We start from the raw sequence: 22,640 nt of genomic DNA, 5'->3' as shown, positions 1-22,640 counted from the left end.
GGGGAAGGGGAGAGGGAAACCCTTTTCTCAAAGGGTTTCCCTCTCCCCTTCCCCCGGTCTTCCATGGCATCTTTTGATATTGTCTCGGGGGCGGCATCGAAGTACAACGGGGCTGGAGACATCAGCCGTCATGCGTAAAATGCTTGTGATCACCCGAGACGGGAGCCGGTCGGAGGAGATCGGCGGCCTGTTCGGCCAGGAAAAACACACCGAGAACGGGGCGGTTCCGACTTCCAAGGACGCGCCGCCGGACCGGGAGGTGGACACCCTGTTCGTGGACGTGGAGTCCCTGTTGGGCAAGCACACGTCCGTGGCCAAGGGGCTGGAGGGGCTGTGGTCGCAGTACCCGTCGGCGGCCATTGTTGTCCTGGCGGACGAGGCCAACACCCACCACGCCGTGGACGCGGTCAAGGCCGGGGCCTTCGACTATCTGACGAGGCCCGTGGAGCGCGAGGAGCTGGACCTGATCGTGGACAAGGTCCGCGAATCCGACGTGCTCAAGTCCGAGCTCGACTACCTGCGCGGCCAGTTCTGGAACGAGGACTCGCTGGAATACGTGGACACCCGCAGCCGGGCCATGCGCGACGTCTTCGTCAAAATCCGCCAGGTGGCCGGAACCCGGACCACGGTCCTGCTCACGGGCGAGACCGGCACGGGCAAGTCGCTCATCGCCAAGCTCATCCACGCCCACTCCAACCGCAAGAGCCAGCCGTTCATCAGCGTGCACTGCGGGGCCATCCCGGACACCCTGGTGGAGAGCGAATTGTTCGGCCACGAGAAGGGCGCCTTCACGGGCGCGGTCCGGCGCAAGCTCGGCAAGTTCGAGCTGGCCCACGGGGGCACCATTTTTCTGGACGAGATCGGCACAGTCTCGCAGTCGGTCCAGGTCAAGCTGCTGAACGTCATCCAGGAACGGTTCATCCAGCGCGTGGGGGGCGAGTCCGACATCCCGGTGGACGTGCGCATCATCGCGGCCACCAACGAGAATATGAACGAGCTGTGCGAGCGCGGCAAGTTCCGGCGCGACCTGTTCTACCGGCTGAACGTCTTCCCCATCCGCATTCCCCCCCTGCGCGAACGGCGCGAGGACATCCCGAGGCTCTCCGAGGTCTTCATCCAGCAGTTCAACGGACTGCTCAACACCGAGGTCAAGGGCATCCACCCGCAGGTCCTGGACCGGCTCATGGAATACGAATGGCCGGGCAACGTGCGCGAGCTGGAGAACGTCATCGAGCGGGCCTGCATCCTGGAGACCGGGGACGTGCTCCTGCCCGAGAGCTTCCCGCCGGACCTCCTGGACACCCAGGGCGAGGTGGTCACCTCGCCGGTCCGGACCAGCCTGCCCCTCAAGGAGGCGCGGCGCATCACCGTGGACCGGTTCGAGCGCCAGTACCTGTCGAGCCTGCTCGAGCAGTGCAACGGCGTGGTCAAGGACGCGGCCGGGCGCGCGGGCGTGACCACCCGGCAGTTGTCCAAGCTCCTGGGCCGCCACGGGCTGGACAAGATGGACTTTCGAAAGAGGAATCGATAGTTCCGTTTTTGAGACAATCAGAATTAAAAATTCCTTTAATTCTGCAACTAGTTGAATACATGATGATTTTCTACGCCGCCACAGACCGTCTCAGCCACCGGAAAGGTGTTTTCACCACCCCTGCGGCCCGGCGTTGCGAAAAACGGGAACAAAAAGTTCCGACAATTGTTCTACCGTTGTACAATTTTTATAAGCAATTTCAAGTAATTATGTATTTGGCATGCTCCATGCTTTTCCCGCTACTTCAAAACCACCTGGTAGAGAAGTTCGATGCAGCAAGAGAAACAACACCGACGCGACACGGTCACGGTCAAGGGCATGGTCGTTCCCAGGCAATGGGACGAGCAATTCCGCGTGACCGAGGTGCTCATCGCCTGCAAGGACGAGCGGGAAATTCTCGTGGAGAATTTCAAGAGCCTCCCGAACCTCCTGTCCCTGTCCAGGGCGGAGGCGGTCTTCACCGGCGTGGTCCGCAAGGAGCGCGGCGTTGAGTCCATGGTCGTGGAGAGCTTCACGCCCGTGGAAAACAACATCCCAGGATAGCCCATGCGAAAACAACTGATTCCCCTGCTGCTGGCTGCGGCCCTTTGTCTCATCCCCTCCCTGTCCCTGGCCGAGGGCGCCTCGACCTTCTGGGGCCTGGTGGTCAACACCGACTTCGGCCTGGTGCTCAAGGACGGCGACACGGAGTACCTGCTCCTCGGCGTGGAGCAGGACCCCACCGCGCTGGAAGGCAGGACCTGCGAGGTCACCGGCACCGTGACGAACTCCCTGGGCATCGACAGCATCGATGTCGAGACCATCGAGGTTATCGGCGACACCTCGTCGATGAACTATACATCTATGAACCTCAAACGCGGCGAGCGGCCCCACCGCCTCGCCTGACGAGCCCACACGGCTTCGAGATCACCATGGACACGACAACCAGAGAAGACGACGCCCGCGACGACATGCGGGAGGTCCGCATTTCCTCGGGCATCACGCCCGACGATGTGGAAACCATCCTGAACATGGCCGCCTCCAGCGGACTGTTTTCGGCAGACGCCATGCTGTCCGCCGAGGACATGGCCTGGGACTGCGCGTACGGCAACGGCGAGGAGGCGCAGACCTTCCTCCTGGCCAAGGTCTGCGACGCGCAGGGCGAGCGGATCATCGGGTTCCTCTGCTACGGCCCGATCATGTACTGGCCCGGCGAGTTCGAGCTCTACGGCATCACCGTGGACCCCGAGTTCCGGAGGCTGGGCATCGGCTCGGCCCTGGTGGCCGAGATGACCCGGCGGGCGGTCGGGGAGCTGGGCCGATCGATTTTCCTGGAAACCGGCGAGGGGCGCGCCTTCGAAAACGCCCGGCTGTTCTACGAGGCCAACGGCTTCTCGGTCCAGCGCCGGTTCTGCAAGCAGTTCATTCCCATGGACGGCGGTCTTGTCTACCGCCTCAACATCGACGAAGAAGACGCCGACAACAACTATCAATAGAGGAGCGGGAGAAGATGGCTACCGACGTGTACGAAGATTCCCTGTTCGGACAGATACTCCCCCTGGATTGGGACAATGAAACCGTTTCCGGCGTGGTCCTGCTCGTGGATGGCGAGGAGGAGTTTATCGTGGAGCCCGACGAGAACGGCGAGAGCCTGATCGAGTATATCGACAGGTGGGTCACGGCCGAAGGCGTGGTCGTGGAGGACGAGGACGAGCTGCGCATCAAGGTGCGCAACTACACCCTCGAGGACGAGATCGACTACGATACCGACGAGGACTGGTAGGGCCGTCCGCGCCCCACTCTCGAACGTGCTTCCGCCCCGGCGGCAGCGGTGAATTTCCATGATGCATCCCAAGACCGAAGTGCGCTTCGTCGACCCGACCATCGGGTACGGCGTGTTCGCCGCCGAGGACATCCCGCGCGGCACCATCGTCTACGTCCGCGACCCGCTGGAGGCGGCCTACGTGGCCCGCACCGCCAACCGGACCGTCGTGGACGACACCCCCGGCAAGACCGCGTACGCCGACGAGTCCGGCGTGCACATCGTCAGCCGCGACAACGCGCGCTACGTCAACCACCGTTGCGACTGCAACGTCATGGCCACGGCCTACGGCTTCGAGATCGCGGTGCGCGACATCTGGAAGGGCCAGGAGATCTGCGAGGAGTACGGCCTGTTCGACCTGGGCCGGGACATCCCCCTGAGCTGCGGCTGCACCCGCTGCCGCAAACGGCTGCGCCCCGACGATCTGGAACGGTTCCACGCGGCCTGGGACGGGCTCATCCGGGACGCCTTGGCCAAGACGGCCGACGTGCCCCAGCCGCTCATGGCCTGCATGGACGGCGAGACCAAGCACCGGCTGCGCGCCTACCTCTGCGGCGAGGAGCCCTACCTTTCGGTGACCGCCCTGCACCGCCCCCCGGCCATCCTGTCCGCGGTCCCGCCCGACAACCTCAAGCCCGCCCCATTCGGGGTCAACGGCTGAGAGATTGAGGCGGATCGTTGCGGCGCATGCCGCATGCACCACCCGGCCGGCCCACGGCGGCCCGGTTCCCCGGAGAGGGAGGTAACGGTATGGGGCTCATCCGCCTGCTGCTCGCCTTCGCGGTCTTCAACTCGCACTTCCCCACCTTCGAAGGGGCGCCCCTGGTCAACGGCCACGAGGCGGTGCTGACCTTTTTCGCCATCTCCGGCTTTTACATGGCCCTGGTCCTGGATCGGTCCTACCGCGACGCGCGCTCCTTCTACTGGAGCCGTTTCCTGACCCTGTACCCCATGTACGTCCTGGCCCTGGTGATCAGCCTGGGGCTGTTGACCAGCCTGGACGTCCACTCCCTGACCAACCGGGCGACCCTGCGGGCCATCGTGGCCGACCCCGCCGCCTTCCTGGTCATGGCCTGGACCTCGGCCACCACCTTCGGGCAGGAGCTGCTTTTCTCCCTGGCCCGAACCCCGGGGGGCGGCCTGCACTTCACGGCCTACAACCACGACGCCCTGTGGGCCGACGCCCCGCTCATCCAGGCGTGGTCCCTGTCGCTGGAAGCGACCTTCTACGCCATGGCCCCCTTCCTGGTCCGGCTGCGCACCCGGACCCTGGTCGGACTCATGGCCGCCAGCCTGGCCCTCAAGTTCGCGGTCATGGCCTCCCCCCTGTCCGGGGTGATTTTCTTCAAGCGGTTCTACCCGCTGGAATTCTGGCTCTTCGCGGGCGGCATCCTGGCCTACCGGGTCCACCGGCGGCTGCCCGAAACCCCGCGCTGGTACGACTACGGGCTGTTCCTGGCCCTGGCCGGACTGGCCCTGGTGGCCGACGGCGCGCCCCGGCCGCTTCTGCCCTTTTTTCTGCCCACTGCGGCCCTGTTTTCGATGCCCCTTGTCTTTCGCGGCTTCAAACGGTTAAGATTAGATCGGTTCGCGGGCAAGATCAGCTACCCGTTCTATCTGCTGCACTACATCGCCATCGCCCTGTTCGAGACCTATGCGGACGACCCCGAAGGGGGACAGATCGTGGCCGCCGCGCTGGCGGCCTCCATCGTGGTCCATTTCCTGTTCAACCCGGGCATCGAGTCCCTGAAAACCAAATTGCGTCGCCGCCATGCGCTTATCGTCCCGGAGGACGGGGCTGTCCTGCAGCCCGTAAGCATTCCGTGACCGCGTCCGCCACGACGCCGCACCCATAAAGGAAACACATGATTCAGCCTGTCGTCACCCTGGACAGCGTCTCCAAGTCGTTTGACGGGGAGACCGCCGTCGAAAATATCTCCCTGTCCATAGAGGACGGGGAGTTCATCACTCTGCTCGGGCCCTCGGGGTGCGGCAAAACCACCATCCTGCGCATCCTCGGCGGATTCGAGGAGTGCGACCGCGGGGTGGTGGAGCTGGACGGACGCTCGGTCAAGGGCGTGCCCCCGGAGTCTCGGGCCGTGAACACCGTGTTCCAGAGCTACGCCCTGTTCCCGCACATGAACGTCTTCGACAACGTGGCCTTCGGCCTGCGCATCGCCGGGACGGGCGAGGCCGACGTCCGGCGCACCGTGGACGAGGCCCTCAGGCTGGTCTGCCTGGAATCCATGGGCCGTCGCATGCCCAAGGAGCTGTCCGGCGGCCAGCAGCAGCGCGTGGCCATCGCCCGGGCCATCGTCAACAAGCCCCGCGTCCTGCTCCTGGACGAGCCCCTGTCCGCCCTGGACTACCGGCTGCGCAAGCAGATGCAGAAGGAGCTCAAGGAGCTGCAGCGCACCCTGGACATCACCTTCGTCCTGGTCACCCACGACCAGGAGGAGGCCTTCTCCATGTCCGACCGGGTGGTGGTCATGAACGACGGGCGCATCGAACAGGTGGGCTCCCCGCGCGAGATCTACGAGGAACCGGCCAACCTGTACGTGGCCCGCTTCGTGGGCGAGATCAACGTCCTGGACGGGACCATCACCGGCCGCCGGGGCGAGAGCTACACCGCCGAGGTCGAGGGCGCTTCCGTGCTGGTCAAGGCCAGGCGCGAGTTCGCGGACGGCGACCGCGTGCACGTGCTCCTGCGGCCCGAGGACTTCCGCGTGGAGGTCATGAAGGACCTGGAGGAGTCCCCGGACCTGGCCGACAAGTTCGCCAAGGCCCTGCTCAAGGGCACGGTGGACGGCACCTGCTACCGGGGGGCCACCTACGATGTGGACATCACCCTGGACGACGGCAAGCGCATCCTGGTGACCGAATTCTTCGACGAGGACAGCGAGACCCTGTACTTCCATACCGGCGACCGCGTGGCCGTGGGCTGGTTCGAGGGATGGGAGGTGATCCTGCCCCATGAAGGATAGCCTGTTCAAACGGCTGGTCGTCACCGGCGTGCTCGGCTGGATGGTCCTGTTCGGGGCCGTGCCCACCCTCATGCTCCTGGCGGTCAGCTTCCTCAAGCGCGACCCGGACAGCCTGATCGAGCCGATTATCTCCTTCGCGAGCTACCGCGAACTGCTCCAGCCCGCCCTGGGGTCCATGCTGGCCGAGTCCATGGTCATGGCCGCCACGGCCACCCTGCTGTGCCTGCTCATCGGCTACCCCTTCGCCTACATCGTGGCCCGGGCGGACAAACGCTACACCCCTACCCTGCTCCTGCTGGTCATGATCCCGTTCTGGACCAACACCCTGATCCGCACCTACGCCCTGGTGGCCGTGCTCAAGGCCGACGGCGTGGTCAACAAGTTCCTGCTCTTCCTCGGGGTGGTCGACGCGCCGGTCAAGCTCATGTACACGCCCACCGCCGTCTTCATCGGCCTGGTCTACACCCTGCTGCCGTTCATGATCCTGCCGCTGTACGCGGCCATCGAGAAGCTGGACTGCAAGCTCCTGGAGGCCTCGCGCGACCTCGGGGCGAGCCGCTTCTCGACCTTCCGCAAGATCACCATCCCGCTGACCATGCCCGGCATCGTCTCGGGCTGCATGCTCGTCTTCCTGCCCGCGCTGGGCATGTTCTACATCCCGGACATCCTGGGCGGGGCGCGGACCATGCTGCTCGGCAACTACATCCGCGACCAGTTCCTGGCGGCCCGGAACATCCCGCTGGGGGCGGCGGCCTCCATCGCCATGACCCTGATCATGGGGCTGATGCTCGCCCTGTACTACAAGAGCGTGCGCCGGGCCGGAAGGAAGGTGCGCATATGAACATCTGGATAAAGCGGGCCTACGCCGCCCTGGTCTTCGCCTTCCTCTACCTGCCGCTGGTGGTCATCGCGGTCTATTCCTTCAACGCCTCCAAGTATTCCCTGGCCTGGAAGGGGTTCACCCTGCACTGGTACGGCAGGCTGCTGCACAACGACACCCTGATCGACGCGGCCCTGCGCTCCATGACCATCGCCGTGGTCTCGGCCACGGTCTCCTGCGTCATCGGCACCCTGGCCGCGTTCATGCTCCACCAGTATCGCTTCAAGGGCCGCCGCGCGGTCTTCGCCTCCATCTTCGTCATGATGATGTCCCCGGACATCGTCATCGGCATCTCGCTGCTGGTCCTGTTCCTCGGCCTGGGCCTGTCGCTCGGCTTCTGGACCCTGCTCTTGGGCCACGTGACCCTGTGCGTACCGTTCGTCACGGCCACGGTCTACTCCCGGTTCAAGGGGTTCGACCCCACCGTGGTCGAGGCCGCCCGCGACCTGGGGGCCGTGGAGTACCAGGTCTTCCGGCGCATCGTCCTGCCCATGGCCGCGCCCGGCCTCATCGCGGGCTGGCTGCTGAGCTTCACCATGTCCCTGGACGACGTCATCGTTTCCTTCTTCACCACGGGGCCGACCTACGAGGTCCTGCCCCTGCGGATATATTCCATGGTCCGTCTCGGCATCAAGCCGGACGTCAACGCGCTGAGCGTGCTGATGATCATTATAACCGTGGCCGCCGTCCTCCTGTCGCGGCGGCTGCTCAAGGAGAAGTCATGAAAAAGCTACTGCTCGCAATCGTCCTGACCCTCGCCTTCGCGGTCCCGGCCCTTGCCGGCAGCGGGGAACTCTACCTCTACATCTGGTCCGAATACATCCCGGACGAGGTGGTCGAGAACTTCACCAAGGAGACCGGCATCAAGGTGCACATCTCCAACTACGACAGCAACGAGGCGATGTACGCCAAGATCAAGCTGGCCGGCGACGGCTACGACCTGATCGTGCCCTCGTCCGACTACGTGGGGCTCATGCGCCGCCAGGACATGCTCCTGCCGCTCGACAAGTCCAAGCTGACCAACTTCCCCAACCTCTCGGACAAGTTCACGGACCAGCCCTTTGACCCGGACAACACCTTCTCCGTGCCCTACATGTGGGGCTCCACGGCCATCGCCGTGAACACGGGCCTTCTTGGCGAGGGCGCCGTGACCTCCTACGCCGACCTCTGGAAGCCGGAGATGAAGGGCCGCCTGCTCCTGCCCAACGACCCGCGCGAGGTCTTCGCCATCGCCCTGAAGAGCCTGGGCTACTCCCTGAACGACACCGACCCGGCACACCTGGAGCAGGCCTATCAGAAGCTGAAGAAGCTCATGCCCTATGTGCGCGTCTTCGACTCCGACTCGCCCAAGCAGGCCCTGCTGTCCGGCGAGGTCTCCGTGGGCGTGATCTGGAACGGCGAGGCCTACGTCGCCAACCAGGAGAACCCGGAGATCAAGTACGTCTACCCCAAGGAGGGCTTCTCCATGTGGATGGACTCCCTGTGCATCCCCAAGGGGGCCAAGAACCTGGATGAGGCCCACGCCTTCCTGAACTACCTGCTGCGCCCGGACGTGGCCGCGACCATCTCCACCGAGATGGGCTACTCCACCCCCAACGCCAAGGCCGCCGAATTCCTCGAGCCCGAAGTGGCGGACAACCCCATCGTCTACCCCGACGCGGCCACCGCCGCGCGCGGCGAGTTCCAGGACGACATCGGCGACGCCATGAAGCTCTACGAGGACTACTGGGTCAAGCTCAAGGGCTCCAACGAATAGGCGGAGACTTCTTCCGACGATAACGCCAAAGGCCGGACGAGCGTCCGGCCTTTTTTTTTGCCCGACCTCACCGAAGACGCCCCGCACTTAGAGCGCGCCAACTTTAAAACATTTGTTTTTATCTTAAACGAACGTTTGACAAACATGGTGAGGCGGGAGTAAGAATCCACTTTTCCGACAATCGACACCCATCCCACGGAGGCAGGCATGACTGAAAGAGGACGCAAGTCCCTCAAGCGGGCCCAAGGCGAGGAAACCCGGATCACGCTGCTGGATACGGGCGCGGAGCTGTTCGCCAAGAACGGCTACAACGGCGTTTCCATGCGCACCCTTGCGGCCGAGGCCGGGGTCAACCTGGCCACCATCAGCTACCATTTCGGCGGCAAGGCCGGGCTGTACGAGGCCATTATCCAGGAGATCACCAACGTCCGCGACCAGATATTCCCGCCCACAGAGGCGGTCCGGGCGCGCCTGGCCGAGGCCGGGGAAACGCCGGAGGAGAGGGCCGAGGTGGTGGACTGGTTCATGGGCGCCCTGATCGACGGGCTGCTGGTCCGCACCGACTATCTATGGGGCGTGGTCATCATCTCCCGCGAGTTGGTCCATCCGACCGAAATCTTCTCCAAAATGGAGGCCGAATTCTTCAGCCCGAACCTGGAATCCCTGTCCGTCCTGGTCAGGGAAACCGCAGCCCACTGCCGGGACGAGACGGACGCGATCCTCACCGGGCACCTGATCGTCAGCATCATCATCCAGCTCCTGGAAAGCCACGCCCTGATCTGCAAGCGCCTGGGCTGGGACTCCTACCAGGGGCACCACAAAACCATCGAAGCCATCGTCAAGACCCGCATCCGAGGCCTGCTCGGCCTCCCCATGGAGAATGCACAATGAACCGTTTCCTTCCTATCGCCGCCCTGATCTGCCTGACCCTGCTCGCCGCCTGCGACCGCTCGCCCGAGCCCGTGCCCGAGCCCGTCCGACCGGTCAAGACGACCAAGGCCGTACGGGCCGACAGCAGCAAGCTGTGGTCCTTCGCGGGCACCGCCGAGGACGCCCTGGCCACCCGGCTCTCCTTCCGCGTGGGCGGCAAGATCGTCGAATTTCCCGGCAACCAGATCGGCCGCAAGTTCGCCGAGGGCGAGGTCATCGCCCGCCTCGATCCGTCCGACTACGAGCTGGAGCTCAGGCAGGCCAAGGCCAACATGGAGCAGATCCGGGCCAACTACGTCCGGGCCAAGGCGGACATGGAGCGCAACTCCCGGCTGTTCGAGGGCAGGGTCATCTCGCGCGGCGAACTCGATCAGGTGGAAGCGGACTTCAAGTCCTTCGAGGCACAGCTGAGCGCCTCGGCCAAGCAGCTGGACATCGCCCGCAAGCGCCTGGGCTACACCACCCTGCACGCGCCCTTCGACGGCTGGATCGGCGAGGTCGAGGCCGACGTGCACCAGAACGTGACCGCAGGGCAGGCCATCGCCACCTACAACGCGGGCCGCCAGATGAAGATGTACATCTCCGTGCCCGACACCCTCATCTCCCAGGTCAGGGAAGGGGACGAGGTGGCCGTGGTCTTCGACGCCCTGCCGGGCCGGACCATGAAGGGCACGGTCCAGGAAATCAGCGTGGAATCCGGCACGGGCTCCACCTACCCGGTCAAGGTCTACCTGGACAACGAGGACCGGATGGTGCGCAGCGGCATGTCCGGGCACGTCAACTTCACCGGCCTGGGCCATGCCAAGGCCGCCTTCTACCTGCCCCCGGTGGCCGTCGTCGGCGAGCCCGACGGCGCGCACGCGGTCTGGGTAGTGGACCCCAAGACCTCCACCGTGACCCGCCGCGACGTCACCGTGGGCCAGCTGACCCCGGCCGGGCTCGAAGTACTCGGCGGCATCGGCGAGGGCGACGTGATCGTCATCCGGGGCGTGCACAGCCTTGAGGAAGGCCGCAAGGTCCGGCTGGTCAACAACGGGGCGGAGGGCTGATCATGAACCTGGCAAAGTGGTGCATCACCAACAACCGCACCTCCCTCGTCCTGTTCCTGCTCATCGCGGTCAGCGGGGTGATGACCTTCTTCTCCATTCCCAAGAGCGAGGACCCGGACTTCACCATCCGCACCGGGGTCATCTCCACGGTCTTTCCCGGCGCATCGCCCCAGCGGGTGGAGGAGCTGGTCACCGACAAGCTCGAAGAGAAGATCCGCGAGATCGACGGGGTCAAGACCGTCAAGTCGCAGTCCATGTCCGGCCTGTCCATCATCGAGGTGGAGTTCGAAGACACCATCATGGACATGCAGCCCTACTGGCAGAAGCTGCGCAACAAGGTGGACGACGCCGCCCCGGACCTGCCCACCGAGGCCCGGACCCCGCTGGTCAACGACGAGTTCGGCGACGTATACGGCATCGTCATCGCCCTGACCGGCGACGGGTTCTCCTACCGCGAGCTCAAGGACGCGGCCGACGACATGCGCGACGAACTGCTCAAGATCAAGGGCGTGGGCAAGGTCGAGCGCTGGGGCGTTCAGGACGAACGCATCTTCGTGGACTTCACCAACTCGCGCATGGCCGCCGCCGGAGTCAGCCCGTTCACCCTGGCCCAGATGATCGACCGCCAGAACACGCTCCAGCCCAGCGGTTCGAGCATGGTCGGGCCCGAGCGCATCGTCATCGAGCCCACGGGCGAGTTCAAGGGCGTGCAGGACATCCATTCCCTGTCCATCCGCCCGCCGGGCAAGAAAACCTCGGTCCGGCTGGCCGACGTGGCCGACATCACGCGCGGCTTCACGGACCCGCCGTCCACCATGGCCCGGTACAACGGCAAGCCGTGCCTCATGCTCGCCGTGTCCATGGCCGACGGGGGCAACATCACCGAACTCGGGCAGCGGGTCGCCAAGCGCCTCGGCGAGATCAAGGCCAACATGTTCGTCGGGCTCGACACCAACCTGGTCGTGTTCCAGCCCGACTACGTCAACACGGCCATCAACGACTTCATGATCAACCTGATCGAGTCCTTCGCCTTCGTGGTGGTCATCATCCTGCTCTTCGCGGGGCTGCGCACGGGCGTCATCGCCGGGTCCCTGGTGCCCATGGCCATGCTCGGCTGCATCGCGCTCATGCCCTACCTCGGCGTGGGGCTGCAACGCATCTCCATCGCCTCGCTGATCATCTCGCTGGGCATCCTGGTGGACAACGGCGTGGTCGTGTCCGAGGCCATCCTGGTCCGGCTGGCCGCGGGCGAGGACCGGCTCAAGGCCGCCACCGGCGCGGTCGGCGAACTGTGGATGCCGCTCTTGGCCGCGTCGCTGACGACCATCTTCGCCTTCCTGCCCATCCCGCTGGCCACCACCCACCCGGTGGGCGAGTTCTGCGCGTCCCTGTTCATCGTCATCACCCTGACCCTGACCTGTTCCTGGGGGCTGTCCATGTCCATGGTCCCCATGCTGTGCTACTACCTGCTCAAGCCCAAGCTGACGGTCCAGACCTTTTCGAGCCGGTTGTACCGCGCCTACCGGGGCCTGCTCCTGTGGTCCCTGCGCCACCGGGTCGCGTTCGTGGCCGGGATACTGCTGTGCTGCGCGGTCTCGGGCTGGGCCTTCCGGTACGTGCCCAAGATGTTCTTCCCGCCCAACGAGCGGGCCCAGTTCACCATCGACTTCTGGCAGCCCTACGGCACGGACATCACCGCCACGCAGCGGCGCGTGGAGCGGTTGGAAAAGGTCCTCCTGGCCGACAAGGAAGTGACCGGCGTGGGCGTGTTCGTGGGCCACGGCGGGCCGCGCTGGTACCTGCCGCTGAACCTGGAGCAGAAGAACGACAACCTGGCCACCTTCGTGGTCAACACCGCCTCCATCGAGGCCGTGGACCAGGTCATCCAACGCACCCGCGAGGCCTTGAAAAAGGGCTTTCCCGACGCCGACTACAGCCTGAACAAGCTGATGAACGGCCCGCCGGTGGGCGCCAAGCTCCAGATCCGCCTGTCCGGCCCGGACATCAAGACCCTCTACGCCCTGCGCGACAAGATCGTGCCCATCGTGGAGAATCAGACGGGCGTGACCCGCGTCTGGGACGACTGGGGCCAGTGGACCAAGAAGATGATCGTCAAGGTGGACCAGGACAAGGCCCGCGAAGCCGGGCTGTCCAGCTTCGACGTGGCCGTGTCCCTCCAGGCCGCCATGTCCGGGCTGCCCGCCTCGGACTACCGCGAGGGCGACACCATCATCCCCATCCTGCTGCGCAACGACGAGGGATTCCGCAACCACCTGGACAAGATCGACAGCCTGAACGTCTACTCCTACGACACCGGGGCGAGCGTGCCCCTGTCCCAGGTGGCCACCACCAGGCTGGAATGGCAGCCGTCGGACATCCGCCGCCGCGACCAGGGCCGGACCATGACCATCAAGGCGGACGTGGCCGACGGCTACTACGCCCTGTCCATCCTGAGCAAAGTCCGCCCGGCCGTGCAGAAGCTCATGGACGGCGGCGACTGGCCGCTGGGCTACAACGTGGAGTACGGCGGCGAATTCGAGGAGAGCGCCGAGGCCCAGGAGGCCATCAACGCCCATATGCCGCTGGCCATGGGGCTGCTCGTGCTGGTGCTCATCTTCCAGTTCAACTCCATCCGCCGCCCGCTGATCATCCTGCTCACCCTGCCGCCCATGTTCATCGGCATCTCGGTGGGCATGCTGTCCACCAACTCGCCCTTCGGGTTCATGCCCATGCTCGGCATGATCTCCCTGCTCGGCATCATCGTGAACAACGCCATCATGCTCATCGACCGCATCGAGATACAGCGCGGCCGGGGGCTGGCCATGGCCGACGCCATCGTGCTCTCGTCCATGGAACGCGCCCGCCCGATCATCATGACCGCCACCACGACCATCATCGGCATGGTCCCGCTCTCCCTCCAGGGCGGCGAGATGTGGCGGCCCATGGCCAACCTGATCATGTCCGGCCTGACCGTGGCCACGGTCCTGACCCTGGTGCTCTGCCCGGTCCTCTACTCCTTCTTCTTCCGCCAGAAGTTCAAGGACTATGTGTGGGATCAGCGGATCGTGGAAAGGGGCAGCGACCTCCACGTGGAAACGGCCGCCGAATAGGCGCCCGGAAGAACGACAAGAAAGGGCGGCCCGCTTCGGCGGGGCCGCCCTTTTCCCTTTCCCGGTGGAGAGACCATCCGGTCAGCGGGCCGCTTGCCGCCCGGCGATGGCCTTCATGCGCCCGGCGATGGCCTTCATGCGCCCGGCGGCCTCATGAACGGCCCGCTCCGGCGCAGCCCTGCCCGACAGCGTCTCCTCGATCATCCGGCCGATGATCCCCTGGGCCGAGACCTGGGCCGCCTCGGGGATGAGCCGGCCGTCCTCGAACTCGAAGCTTTGCAGGGAGTCGAATCCGGCCAGGATGGATTCCAGCCGCTTGCGCCGGTACTTCTGGAAGATTCCCTGAGGGTCGCGGTAGAAGGCCGGGGAGGCGGCGATGTCCTGGAGCACGGGCATCATCCCGCCCGGGGCCATGTGCAGCCAGGTCACGTAGGCGTCCTCGCGGAACAGGAACCGGGCGAACCGCCGGGCCGCCTCGCTGCGGGCCGGGTCCCCGCTTTTGACCAGCCCCAGGGCATGCAGCACCCCGTACCCGGCCGTCCGGATCCCGGTCAGGCTGGAGACCATGCCCGTCTTTTCCGGGAGCAGACCGTCGAAGGGCGCGCCCTCAAGGTCCGCGAAATTCCTGCCGGTCAGGGAGTCGGCGGCCACGGACGGCACCGCCAGGTCGTCCATGATGAAGGTCGAATAGAACATCATGGCCAGCCTGCCCTGGAGGTAATAGTCCCTGCCGCGCCACCACTGCGGGCCGGGCGGGGTGTAGCGGGCCAGCTCGGCGTAGAACTCGAGCGTTTTGACCGTGGCCGGGGAGTCGAAGACCACCTTGCCGTCCGGGGTGAACTCGCGCACGCCCGCGGACTTGGCCAGGTGGGTGAAGACCTGCTCGGCATAGGCGTCGTTGCGGGTGCCCACCAGGACCCCATAACGCCCGTGGGCCGGGTCGTGCAGGGTCCTGGCCGCCTTGAGCAGGGCGTCCCAGGTGTCGGGCGGGGCCAGCCCGGCCGCCTCGAACCAGTCCTTGCGGTACCAGACGCCCTGGATCCAGCCGTTGAAGGGGATGCCGCACGGCCTGCCGTCGGGCAGGCTGACCCGGCTGAGCGTCCCGGCGAAGAACCGCCTGCGCCCCACCGCGTCGATCACTCTGGCGGCCCCGTCCCTGTCCATCCAGCCCCGATTGCTGAAGGCCACCACCAGATTGGAGGCGCAGCTGATCATGTCCGGGCCGCGCCCCTCCCGGATGGCCGCCTCCAGGGTCCCGGCCATGGCGTTCTCCTCCACCCCCGTTACATGGACTTCCACGTCCGGGTTGAAGATCGTGAAGACCTTGGCCAGGTACTCGACGACCGCCTGCCTGTCACGGGCGACCTCGGTGGTCCAGAAGTTCACGGGCGTGGCCGCCCCGGCGGCTCCGGCCCGGAACAGCAGGATCACGGCCAGCAGAAGGACGAAACGTCCGTGGCTCGAGCGTCTATTTGGCATCGAAGACCTGCTCCCCGTTCCAGTCGGCAGCCGGAGGCCGGGACAGGAAGGTTTCGGACAGGGCCAGGAAATGCTCCGCCAGCCGGTCCGGTCCGTGGGCATCTATATAGGCCCTGAAGGCGGCGGCCGCCGCCGCGAATTCCCTGGCCAGGAGGAGGCCGAAACAGACGTCCCACTCCCTGATCCGGTCCTCGGCACCCTCGTCCATGGCCAGCGGAGCGTACGCACCGGACGAACCGTGCCGCGTGCCGAGCAACTCGTAGACGCCCACCCCGGAGGAGGTGCCCTTGACCACGACCCGCCCGGCGAAGCGGAAGACGAACACGTCCCCGGCCGCGCGGCGGGTGGTCTCGCTGACCAGAATGGACGAGCCCAGGTACTTGTTCAGCCCCTCCAGGCGGGAGGCCAGGTTCACGCTCGCGCCGATGGCCGTGTAGGCCATGCGGTCGGCGGACCCGATATTGCCGACCACGACCTCCCCGGTGTGGACGCCCATGCGCGTCTTGAACTCGGGGCGGCCCGCCTCGCGCCGCCCCCGGTTGAATATCCGCAGGGCCGCCCGGCAGCGCAGGGCCGCCAGGCAGGCGTCGTGGGCGTGCGCCGCGTTGCGCACCGGGGCGTTCCAGAAGGCCATGACCGCGTCGCCGATATACTTGTCCACCGTGCCGTTGGTGCGCAGGATGACCTGGCTGACGCGCTTGAAATACTCGGTGATGTCCGAGGTCAGCGTCTCGGGCGACAGCCCCTCGGACAGGCTGGTGAACCCCTCGATGTCGCTGAACAACAGGGTCAGTTCGCGCCGGTCGCCGCCCAGGACCGGGGATATGTCGTTGGTGATCATCTGCTTGACCAGCGGCCGGGGAACGTAGCTGCCGAACGCGTTGAGCGAACTGCGCATGGTCTCCAGGGCGGCCCCCAGGTCCCGGATCTCCAGGATGAAGGTCTTGATGGCCACCGGGACGCGCAGGTTGAACGCCCTGATGTTGTCCACCGACTCGGTCAGCTGGATGAGCGGGCGGCTGATCAGCTTGGCCACGCCGTAGACCAGGGGCATGCTCAGCAGCAACAGGGCCAGGGAGACGAGCAGGGTCTTCTTGCCGATGGCCGCGATGGGCCCGGTGAACTGCTCCTCGGGCACGGCCACGGCCACGAACAGCTTCCTGCCGTATTCGGCGGGCAGCGGAGCCACCCGGAACAGGTAGCGCACCTCGCCCACGGACATCTCCCCGGCCTCCACGCCCTGCTCGCCGCCCGCCCTGAAATTCCGCACCAGCGCGGTCAGGGACGGAACGCCCAGCCGTTCAATCCCGGTCTCTCCGGGCGCGTCCGCATCGGACGCCTGCGGGTCGGGCCCGATGCTCCGCACCAGCCGGTCCAGGTTCGAATAGGCGTAGAGCTTGCCCGCGCCGTCGAAGATGGCGATCTCGCTGTTGTCGCCCATGGCCTGCCGCCGCACGAAGCGGCAGAGATCGGCCAGGGAGAGGTCCACCCCGAACACCCCGGAGACCCGGCTCTCGAACCGCCGCGAAACCGTGATGCCCGGCTCCCCTGACAGGGAGAAGACGTAGATGTCGCTCAGGGTGGGAGCGTCCCGCACCTGGGCCGCCTTGTACCAGCAGCGCTCCCGGGGGTCGTAGCGCACCCCGCGCGTGACCGAGGAGCCCACGGTGACGAACCCCGCATCCAGGTACTTCTTCAGTTCGTAGCGGGTCCCGTCCGCCAGATGGCCGATGTTCTGGGTATACCAGGCCGCGTCGTCGGGGATGCCCTGCCGCCGCATCATGCCCTCCCGCCCGCGCAGGGGGGAGACCAGGTAGAAATCGCCGTCGTCGAAGCCGATGTACACGGAGGTGAAGTCCGGGTGCTGCTCCAGGAAACGGAAAAAGGCGTGGCTCATGGGATGGGAATGGACCGAAGCCTTTTCGGCGATCCCCGGAAAGTCCACATAGATGTTCGTGGTGTCGAAGGCCGTGTCGAAGAGGGTCCTCGACCGCTCGGAGATCGAGGAGCCGACCCGCACGAGCAGTTGCCGGGCCGAGACCAGCGCGGCCGAGGAATTGCCCCGGTAGCCGTACATGACCACTGCGGAAACGATGACCGTAATCAGGATGGAGAACACCGTGACGATGTTCAGGTGGAAGGGAAAGCACCGTTTCATGCGACTCATCCCCGGCGAGTTCTCCGGCCGGACCCGATTGTGCCGGACCGGATACAGGGCGCTCCTTATGGATTGCATACACCTGAAATCGTTCCGGGCTCAACCCCGTGAGGCCTTGCGGCCCGTTTTTATAAAGGGGCGTCGGGAACCGCGCCGGAGACCCGGCCGGCAAATCACCGGCGGAAGGTGATGCGCAGGGTGGTGCCGGTCTCGTCGCCGGTGTTCATGGTGATGTCCGCGCCGTGGGTTCTGGCGATGAGGGCGGCGAAGTAGGTGCCCAGCCCGGTGCCGTTCTCCTTGCCGTGGGTGACGTACTTCTCGAAGAACCGCTCGCGGATCTCCGCCGGCACGGGCGTGGGGTTGGTCACGGTCAGACAGGGCCGCCCGGCGTGGTCGTGGGCCAGGATGACGGCCACTTCGTCGCCCGCCCGCGAGGCCTCGATGGCGTTCTGGACGAGGTTGCGGCACATGGTCCGCAAAAGCGGCCCCTCGCCGGACACGGTGAAGGTCTCGTCGCCGACCACGTCCCGGTCGTCCAGGCGGATGGCCAGGCGCACGCCCCCGCTCGTCAACTGAGGGGCGAGCTCCTCCTCGAGGTCGCAGAGCGTCTGTACCAGGTCGATGGGCAGCCGGTTGAGGGCGTAGACGCCCTTCTCCATCTTGAACATGTCCAGGTGGTTGCGGATCATGTCGAGCATGCGGTAGCCGGCGGCCCGGATGCGCTTGATGAGCTTGATCTGTTCGGCCGACAGGTCGCCCTGCTGGAGGAGCAGCTCCGGGTAGCCGATAACCAGGCTCAGCCCGGACTTGAGGTCGTGGCGGTTGATGCGCTCGACCTCCTCGCGGATCATCTCGGCCTGGGCGCGGCGCTGGATTTCGCTGTAGAGCTGGCGGTTGTTCTTGAGCAGTTCGAGCTGCTTGACCTTGAGCTGCAGGGTGCGTTCCTCGACCCGCTGTTCGAGCATCTCGCGGTGGCGGTTCAGGCGCGCGTCCCGGTCCTCGATGCGCCCGAGCATGGCGTTGAACTCGGCCACGAGCACGCCCAGTTCGTCGTTGCTCCGGTACTCCACCCGGCGGGAGTAGTCGCGGCTGCCGGAGATGTCGCCGACCACCTCGGTCAGTTCGCGCAGGGGGTCGCCCAGCCTGCGACGGACCCTGCCCGCCAGCTTGAGGCTGATGACGAACACGCCGAGCAGGATGACCGCCCCGCTGATCAGGTAGGACTCGAGGAAATCCCACTGCCCGGCCAGGGAGACGGTCAGGGCCACCATGCACCCCTTGTTACCGGACGGCACGGCGGCCGCGACGGTCAGGGAGGACAGGGCCGTGGATACGCCCGGCCCGGCCAGGGCGGCAAAGGGCGGCGGCGCGCCGTAGGCGGCGAAGGCCGTGCCATCTCCGAGGTAGACCGCCGCGCCGAGCACGACGGGGTTGAGGGACAGGGTCCGCAGGTTCTCGGCGGCGGCCTCGGGGTCGTCGAAATCAACGGGCGCGGCCAGGGACGCGGCCATCAGCTCGGCCAGGCTCCGGGCCTTGTCCACGCCCTCCTGACGGTAGGCGTGGATCATGGGGAGGGCGTTGAGCAGGAAGCTCAGGGCCAGGGCCAACAGGGTGGTCCCGAGAATGGCCGCCGCGATCTTCCGGCCCAGCGGGGTCATCTTGGCGTCACTCACCGGGCGCCCCCTCGTATATGCGGGCCAGCTGCAACAGCCGGGAGCTGACGATCAGACCGGAGCGCCTGGCCGCTTCGGGGCTGACTTCGAGCTTGAGCCTGCCGCCCTGCATGTAGAAATTGATGACCGCGCCAAGGGCCGGGGCGTCCGGGTCCTGGGTGATGGTCAGCACGGGTTTGCCCGCCACCCGCTTGAGGATGGCCGCCGTCTCGCGTCGGGACGCCCCGGCCAGGACGAGCACGTCGCACTCGGCGGGCCACTGGACCAGGCGGAAACGGGGGCCGTCGCCCTGGCCGGCGGCCGGGAAATAGGGGCGCAGCGGGGCCGGGTCCGTGGCCGCGACCACGAAGGGCTCGCCCGGGGCCGGGCCCGCGCCGTCCGGCCAGGCCACGTACCTGACCAGCCGCTGCACGTACAGGGCGCGCAGCTGGTCCGGGGTGGCGGTCAGGCGATCCCCAGCCAGGGCCGGGCCGACCGGCCCCAGGAGCGCCCAGAAGAGGACGGCGAGGAGGATTGGCCGCAACGCACCCATCAGAAATCCCAGGTTATCCTGCAATCCAGGCTCGGCCCCACCTTGAGGTCGGAGAACTGTCTGTGTGAGCCGCCCAGGTTGCGGCCGATGAGCTCGAGCAGGAGGGTGTCCGAGGCTCGCCAGGAGGCGTGCGCGTCCACGCTGAAATAGGCGGGCAGGTGGAGCTGGTCCGGGCTGTCGATGTAGCCGAGGAAGAGGTCCAGCCCGACGTCCTTGAGCGGCCTGGTCAGGATCTGGAGTTTCATCTCGCTTTCGAAACCCTCCTCGGGCATGGAGTCGCCCACCGGCCCGGATTCCAGGCCGTAGATATTCTGGTAGATGAGGCTGGCCGACGGCTTCAGGGTCAGCCAGTCGGTGGCGGTCCATTCGAGCATGGCCTCCATGCCGTAGGCCGTGCCCTTGAGGGAGTTGGTTACCCTGGCCGTGTGCGTGGACTCGTCCAGCTCGAGCATGAGCAGCTCGGAGTAGTCGTTGACGTACAGGGAGAGGTCGAACCTGGTATCCGGGGTCAGAGCCTGGCGGTACCCGGCCTCGTAGGAGATGAGCTTTTCGGTCTGGAGATTGCTTGGCGCCAGAACCTGGTAGTCCGTGCCCCCGAAGTGGATCCGGTAGCTGCCGCTGCGCTGGTACCGGGTGTTGGCCCGCACCCCGCGCGAGACCGCCAGCCAGTACTCGGCGTCGTCCCTGGTGTGCAGCAGGCGGAGCGTGGGCTGGAGCTCCACGTCCCCGTCGCCGAGCATGTCCGCCTTCAGGCCCGCGATGAAATAGAGGCTGTCGGGCAGCAGGGTGATCCGGTCGCGGATGAAGCTGCTGCCGGTCCAGCTGTAGATGTGCCCCTGGTTGGACTTGCCCAGGCCGTCGCCGTGCACGTCGTCCCAGATGTATTGCGTGCCCAACCCCCAGGTCAGGTAGTGGCGGCCCATCCGCTCCATGGCCGAGGTCAGCTCCGCGTCCAGGGTGTTCACCCCGCCGTCCAGATCGGCGAGTTGGGCCGAGTCCCGGGTGAAGGAGGTCCGGAAGCGCAGGTTGGAGTCCAGGCCGGTGGCCCGGTCCCAGACGAACTGGGTGTAGCCGTTGATGTCGCTCCTGGACCGGTTCTCCGGAGGGCCGCCTGGGCCGCCCGGGCCGCCCGGCATCTCCTCCTCGGTGTTGGAGCGGACCACGTCGGCCTGCACGGACAGGGCGTCGGTGAAGGCGTTCTCCCAGTCCGCGCGCAGGCCGCCCTGGACCTTGGACCACTCGTGGCCGTCGTGCTCCGCGCGACTGCTGGTCAGCCAGTCGCCGTTGAGGTACCCGCCCGTGCCGTAGACCGCCACGGCCGCATTGTCGCCGGTCTCCCAGCCCTGGCGCACGGTCTGGGACGCGCCCCGCGTGCCCGCCGTGGTCACCGACTGCCCGCCCTTCAGCTCGTAGGCGTTCTTGGTGATGATGTTGATGACCCCGGTGAAGGACTCCGCGCCCCACAGGCTGGTGCGGGTGCCGCGCACCACCTCGATGCGCTTGACCATGCTGATGGGCACGATGTTGTCCCACTGCACCCCGGTCATGACCGGCGAGGTCACCGGCCTGCCGTCCACCAGGACCAGGTGCTTGTTGCTCAGAAGCCCGTTGAAGCCCCGGATGCCCACGGCCCAGCGGTCGGTGTTCATCTGGGCCACGTGCACGCCGGGCACGAGCTGCAACGCTTCGGGCACGTTGGCCGCCCCGGAGCGGAAGATGTCCTCCTCGGTCAGGACCGTGACCGCGGCCGGGATCCGGGACAGGGGCTCGGACCGCCGGGTGGCGCTGGCCAACTCCACCTGCATGAGCTCCTCGAGGCCGAGGTCGGACAGGTCGTCATCGGCCTTCGCGGCCGGAGAAAGAAGAAGCAGGAACGCTATGCACAGGAAAACCGGCCGCCACCGGTCGAACCCCATCTACACGGCCTCTTCCTGGGGGACGGCCAGAAGGTAGCCGCGTCCCCGGATGGTCTTGATGCTGACGTGCCGGTCCAGCTTCTTGCGCAGGTTGCTCATGTGCACGTTGAGCACGTAGTCGTCGAAATCCTCACTGCGGCCGAGCGCCTTTTCCATGAGGTTGACGCGCTCCACCACGCTGCCCATGTTCAGGGCGAGCATCTCCAGGATGTCGAACTCGGTGGAGGTCAGGTGCACGGGCGAGCCGCCCACGGTCATGTTCCGGGCGTTGCGGTTGAGGTGGACCTCGCCGATCTCTATGCCCGGCTTGGCCTTGACCGCCGCGGCCCCCGCCTCGTCCTCGCCCTCTGGGCCGTTGCCGTACCGGCGCAGCACGGCGCGGATGCGGGCCAGCAGCTCGCGGAGCTGGAACGGCTTGGACACGTAGTCGTCCGCGCCCATCTCCAGGCCGACCACGCGGTCGATCTCCTCGCCCCGGCCGGTGAGCATGATGACCGGCACGCCGGACACGGCGCGCAGCTTGGTCAGCACGTTGAACCCGCTGGTATCCGGGAGCATCACGTCCAGGATGACCAGTTCGTAATCACCCGCCCGGGCCATCTCCAAACCGGCGCTTCCGGAAACGGCCGCATCGAGGCCGAGCCCCTCGCCGCCGAGATAGGACTTCAGCATCTCCGCCAGTTCAGGGTCGTCGTCGATCAGCAACAGATCTTTCATCCGCACACTCCTTTTGAATGCATCATAAAGATTCAGAAAAAATTATGACATAAAATCAGAGTTAATAAATGTTAAGAACATCAAGAAACATCATTGCAATGTTCAGAAATCCATAATGGACCGG

The 22,640-nt window shown here is 66.0% G+C and carries 20 protein-coding genes; 14 read left to right on the top strand and 6 right to left on the bottom strand.

Annotated elements, in window-relative coordinates; all coding sequences use genetic code 11:
* Positions 1-130 precede the first annotated feature (130 nt).
* From AB6M95_RS08725 to AB6M95_RS08660, 14 genes are all read left to right on the top strand, one after another.
* Positions 131-1,531, top strand: coding sequence for a sigma 54-interacting transcriptional regulator (locus AB6M95_RS08725; protein WP_371386351.1), 1,401 nt, complete (start codon positions 131-133; stop codon positions 1,529-1,531).
* A gap of 270 nt (positions 1,532-1,801) precedes the next feature.
* Positions 1,802-2,074, top strand: a complete 273-nt coding sequence (locus AB6M95_RS08720; protein ID WP_371386350.1) for a hypothetical protein — start codon at positions 1,802-1,804, stop codon at positions 2,072-2,074.
* A 3-nt stretch (positions 2,075-2,077) separates the two neighbouring features.
* A complete protein-coding gene (locus AB6M95_RS08715; RefSeq protein ID WP_371386349.1) occupies positions 2,078-2,416 on the top strand; it encodes a hypothetical protein in 339 nt (112 codons plus the stop codon).
* A gap of 26 nt (positions 2,417-2,442) precedes the next feature.
* Positions 2,443-3,006 carry a GNAT family N-acetyltransferase gene (locus AB6M95_RS08710; protein WP_371386348.1) on the top strand — a complete coding sequence of 188 codons (564 nt, stop codon included), beginning with the start codon at positions 2,443-2,445 and terminating at the stop codon, positions 3,004-3,006.
* Between the two features lie 14 nt (positions 3,007-3,020).
* The gene (locus AB6M95_RS08705) at positions 3,021-3,293 is read left to right on the top strand and encodes a hypothetical protein (RefSeq protein WP_338669648.1); all 273 of its coding nucleotides are present in this window, start codon (positions 3,021-3,023) and stop codon (positions 3,291-3,293) included.
* 58 nt (positions 3,294-3,351) lie between these two features.
* On the top strand, positions 3,352-3,993 hold the full coding sequence (locus tag AB6M95_RS08700) for an SET domain-containing protein (protein ID WP_371386347.1): 642 nt from the start codon (positions 3,352-3,354) through the stop codon (positions 3,991-3,993).
* Between the two features lie 89 nt (positions 3,994-4,082).
* Positions 4,083-5,159: an acyltransferase family protein gene (locus AB6M95_RS08695; RefSeq protein WP_371386346.1), complete on the top strand. Its 1,077-nt coding sequence runs from the start codon at positions 4,083-4,085 to the stop codon at positions 5,157-5,159.
* Between the two features lie 38 nt (positions 5,160-5,197).
* Positions 5,198-6,316, top strand: coding sequence for a spermidine/putrescine ABC transporter ATP-binding protein PotA (gene potA / locus AB6M95_RS08690; protein ID WP_371386345.1), 1,119 nt, complete (start codon positions 5,198-5,200; stop codon positions 6,314-6,316).
* Positions 6,306-7,157, top strand: a complete 852-nt coding sequence (potB, locus tag AB6M95_RS08685; RefSeq protein WP_371386344.1) for a spermidine/putrescine ABC transporter permease PotB — start codon at positions 6,306-6,308, stop codon at positions 7,155-7,157. The genes potA and potB overlap by 11 nt, the downstream gene beginning before the upstream one ends.
* The gene (gene potC, locus AB6M95_RS08680; protein WP_371386343.1) at positions 7,154-7,921 is read left to right on the top strand and encodes a spermidine/putrescine ABC transporter permease PotC; all 768 of its coding nucleotides are present in this window, start codon (positions 7,154-7,156) and stop codon (positions 7,919-7,921) included. The genes potB and potC overlap by 4 nt, the downstream gene beginning before the upstream one ends.
* Positions 7,918-8,952 (top strand): extracellular solute-binding protein, encoded by a 1,035-nt coding sequence (locus AB6M95_RS08675; RefSeq protein WP_371386342.1) that lies wholly within the window; start codon positions 7,918-7,920, stop codon positions 8,950-8,952. The genes potC and AB6M95_RS08675 overlap by 4 nt, the downstream gene beginning before the upstream one ends.
* Positions 8,953-9,159: 207 nt before the next feature.
* The gene (locus tag AB6M95_RS08670) at positions 9,160-9,843 is read left to right on the top strand and encodes a CerR family C-terminal domain-containing protein (protein ID WP_371386341.1); all 684 of its coding nucleotides are present in this window, start codon (positions 9,160-9,162) and stop codon (positions 9,841-9,843) included.
* A complete protein-coding gene (locus AB6M95_RS08665) occupies positions 9,840-10,931 on the top strand; it encodes an efflux RND transporter periplasmic adaptor subunit (RefSeq protein WP_371386340.1) in 1,092 nt (363 codons plus the stop codon). Before AB6M95_RS08670 ends, AB6M95_RS08665 begins: the two co-directional genes overlap by 4 nt.
* 2 nt (positions 10,932-10,933) lie before the next feature.
* A complete protein-coding gene (locus AB6M95_RS08660; protein WP_371386339.1) occupies positions 10,934-14,041 on the top strand; it encodes an efflux RND transporter permease subunit in 3,108 nt (1,035 codons plus the stop codon).
* An 81-nt stretch (positions 14,042-14,122) separates the two neighbouring features.
* On the opposite strand, the gene AB6M95_RS08655 is transcribed toward AB6M95_RS08660, so the two are convergent.
* The 6 genes from AB6M95_RS08655 to AB6M95_RS08630 form a co-directional block, all read right to left on the bottom strand.
* Positions 14,123-15,520: an ABC transporter substrate-binding protein gene (locus AB6M95_RS08655; RefSeq protein ID WP_371386338.1), complete on the bottom strand. Its 1,398-nt coding sequence runs from the start codon at positions 15,518-15,520 to the stop codon at positions 14,123-14,125.
* Complete coding sequence (locus tag AB6M95_RS08650; RefSeq protein WP_371386337.1) at positions 15,510-17,678, bottom strand: adenylate/guanylate cyclase domain-containing protein; 2,169 nt, start codon at positions 17,676-17,678, stop codon at positions 15,510-15,512. Before AB6M95_RS08650 ends, AB6M95_RS08655 begins: the two co-directional genes overlap by 11 nt.
* A 173-nt stretch (positions 17,679-17,851) precedes the next feature.
* Positions 17,852-19,351 carry an ATP-binding protein gene (locus tag AB6M95_RS08645; RefSeq protein ID WP_371386336.1) on the bottom strand — a complete coding sequence of 500 codons (1,500 nt, stop codon included), beginning with the start codon at positions 19,349-19,351 and terminating at the stop codon, positions 17,852-17,854.
* Positions 19,344-19,883, bottom strand: a complete 540-nt coding sequence (locus tag AB6M95_RS08640; protein ID WP_371386335.1) for a YfiR family protein — start codon at positions 19,881-19,883, stop codon at positions 19,344-19,346. The genes AB6M95_RS08645 and AB6M95_RS08640 overlap by 8 nt, the downstream gene beginning before the upstream one ends.
* Positions 19,883-21,799 carry a TonB-dependent receptor plug domain-containing protein gene (locus AB6M95_RS08635; protein ID WP_371386334.1) on the bottom strand — a complete coding sequence of 639 codons (1,917 nt, stop codon included), beginning with the start codon at positions 21,797-21,799 and terminating at the stop codon, positions 19,883-19,885. The genes AB6M95_RS08640 and AB6M95_RS08635 overlap by 1 nt, the downstream gene beginning before the upstream one ends.
* Positions 21,800-22,516, bottom strand: a complete 717-nt coding sequence (locus AB6M95_RS08630) for a response regulator transcription factor (protein WP_371386333.1) — start codon at positions 22,514-22,516, stop codon at positions 21,800-21,802.
* Positions 22,517-22,640 lie beyond the last annotated feature (124 nt).

The organism is Pseudodesulfovibrio karagichevae, assembly GCF_041414475.1.
Classification (GTDB): domain Bacteria; phylum Desulfobacterota; class Desulfovibrionia; order Desulfovibrionales; family Desulfovibrionaceae; genus Pseudodesulfovibrio; species Pseudodesulfovibrio karagichevae.
The sequence above is the reverse complement of the archived record's forward strand: the minus strand, read 5'-3'. Positions and strand labels throughout refer to the sequence as shown.

What these genes read in the sequence shown, in the direction of transcription:
- AB6M95_RS08665 (WP_371386340.1), top strand. Translation starts at nt 9,840, where the DNA reads ATGAACCGTTTCCTTCCTATCGCCGCCCTGATCTGCCTGACCCTGCTC.
- AB6M95_RS08725 (WP_371386351.1), top strand. Translation starts at nt 131, where the DNA reads ATGCGTAAAATGCTTGTGATCACCCGAGACGGGAGCCGGTCGGAGGAG.
- AB6M95_RS08675 (WP_371386342.1), top strand. Translation starts at nt 7,918, where the DNA reads ATGAAAAAGCTACTGCTCGCAATCGTCCTGACCCTCGCCTTCGCGGTC.
- potC (WP_371386343.1), top strand. Translation starts at nt 7,154, where the DNA reads ATGAACATCTGGATAAAGCGGGCCTACGCCGCCCTGGTCTTCGCCTTC.
- AB6M95_RS08660 (WP_371386339.1), top strand. Translation starts at nt 10,934, where the DNA reads ATGAACCTGGCAAAGTGGTGCATCACCAACAACCGCACCTCCCTCGTC.
- AB6M95_RS08655 (WP_371386338.1), bottom strand. Translation starts at nt 15,520, where the DNA reads ATGCCAAATAGACGCTCGAGCCACGGACGTTTCGTCCTTCTGCTGGCC.
- potB (WP_371386344.1), top strand. Translation starts at nt 6,306, where the DNA reads ATGAAGGATAGCCTGTTCAAACGGCTGGTCGTCACCGGCGTGCTCGGC.
- AB6M95_RS08695 (WP_371386346.1), top strand. Translation starts at nt 4,083, where the DNA reads ATGGGGCTCATCCGCCTGCTGCTCGCCTTCGCGGTCTTCAACTCGCAC.
- AB6M95_RS08670 (WP_371386341.1), top strand. Translation starts at nt 9,160, where the DNA reads ATGACTGAAAGAGGACGCAAGTCCCTCAAGCGGGCCCAAGGCGAGGAA.
- AB6M95_RS08650 (WP_371386337.1), bottom strand. Translation starts at nt 17,678, where the DNA reads ATGAAACGGTGCTTTCCCTTCCACCTGAACATCGTCACGGTGTTCTCC.
- potA (WP_371386345.1), top strand. Translation starts at nt 5,198, where the DNA reads ATGATTCAGCCTGTCGTCACCCTGGACAGCGTCTCCAAGTCGTTTGAC.
- AB6M95_RS08635 (WP_371386334.1), bottom strand. Translation starts at nt 21,799, where the DNA reads ATGGGGTTCGACCGGTGGCGGCCGGTTTTCCTGTGCATAGCGTTCCTG.
- AB6M95_RS08710 (WP_371386348.1), top strand. Translation starts at nt 2,443, where the DNA reads ATGGACACGACAACCAGAGAAGACGACGCCCGCGACGACATGCGGGAG.
- AB6M95_RS08715 (WP_371386349.1), top strand. Translation starts at nt 2,078, where the DNA reads ATGCGAAAACAACTGATTCCCCTGCTGCTGGCTGCGGCCCTTTGTCTC.
- AB6M95_RS08630 (WP_371386333.1), bottom strand. Translation starts at nt 22,516, where the DNA reads ATGAAAGATCTGTTGCTGATCGACGACGACCCTGAACTGGCGGAGATG.
- AB6M95_RS08700 (WP_371386347.1), top strand. Translation starts at nt 3,352, where the DNA reads ATGATGCATCCCAAGACCGAAGTGCGCTTCGTCGACCCGACCATCGGG.
- AB6M95_RS08640 (WP_371386335.1), bottom strand. Translation starts at nt 19,883, where the DNA reads ATGGGTGCGTTGCGGCCAATCCTCCTCGCCGTCCTCTTCTGGGCGCTC.
- AB6M95_RS08720 (WP_371386350.1), top strand. Translation starts at nt 1,802, where the DNA reads ATGCAGCAAGAGAAACAACACCGACGCGACACGGTCACGGTCAAGGGC.
- AB6M95_RS08705 (WP_338669648.1), top strand. Translation starts at nt 3,021, where the DNA reads ATGGCTACCGACGTGTACGAAGATTCCCTGTTCGGACAGATACTCCCC.